Below are 489 nucleotides of genomic sequence, written 5' to 3'. Positions count from 1 at the left end.
ACGCATGAGTGTGATTTCTAACAGCTCTCGAATATCAGGTTCATCGTCGATAATTAAGGCGCGTTGCTTGGTCATATATTGAGTCTTGTCTGTCGCTTAGAAAGCATTAAGAAGAATAAGCCTATTGTTAAACAATTCGCTTGTGGTGAGCAAATACAATTCGAAAGCACGCACCAAGCTTAAGGTCTTTAAGAGCCTGATAAGCCTTATTGTCTAGTCGATGGTTATCAAACTTCCAATGCTGATGAAATTCGGTACTGGCCGGGTTGATATAGTCCAGATGAGCTTGGTTTGCTTCGCAGATTTCTCGTGATAAATACAAACCAAGTCCTGTGCCCTGAGATTCAGTGGTGAAGAATGGTTCAAATAAATGATGGGAGTTCTCTTCAGAGACTCCTTCACCCTGATCGATTACTTCGATATAGGCTTGGCCATCCTTTGTGGTTTTGGATAGCAATATAAATAACTGTGCGCTGCAATCTGACTTTA

At 41.3% G+C, this 489-nt stretch carries 1 protein-coding gene; it reads right to left on the bottom strand.

All coding sequences use genetic code 11. The features are described from left to right. Positions 1–127 precede the first annotated feature (127 nt). A partial coding sequence (locus A3763_RS05445) for an ATP-binding protein (RefSeq protein WP_197482788.1) occupies positions 128–489 on the bottom strand: 362 nt, incomplete at its 5' end.

The sequence above is a fragment of the Oleiphilus sp. HI0128 genome, assembly GCF_001635365.1.
Note: the sequence above shows the minus strand (reverse complement) of the source record. Positions and strands in the feature narration are given on the sequence as shown.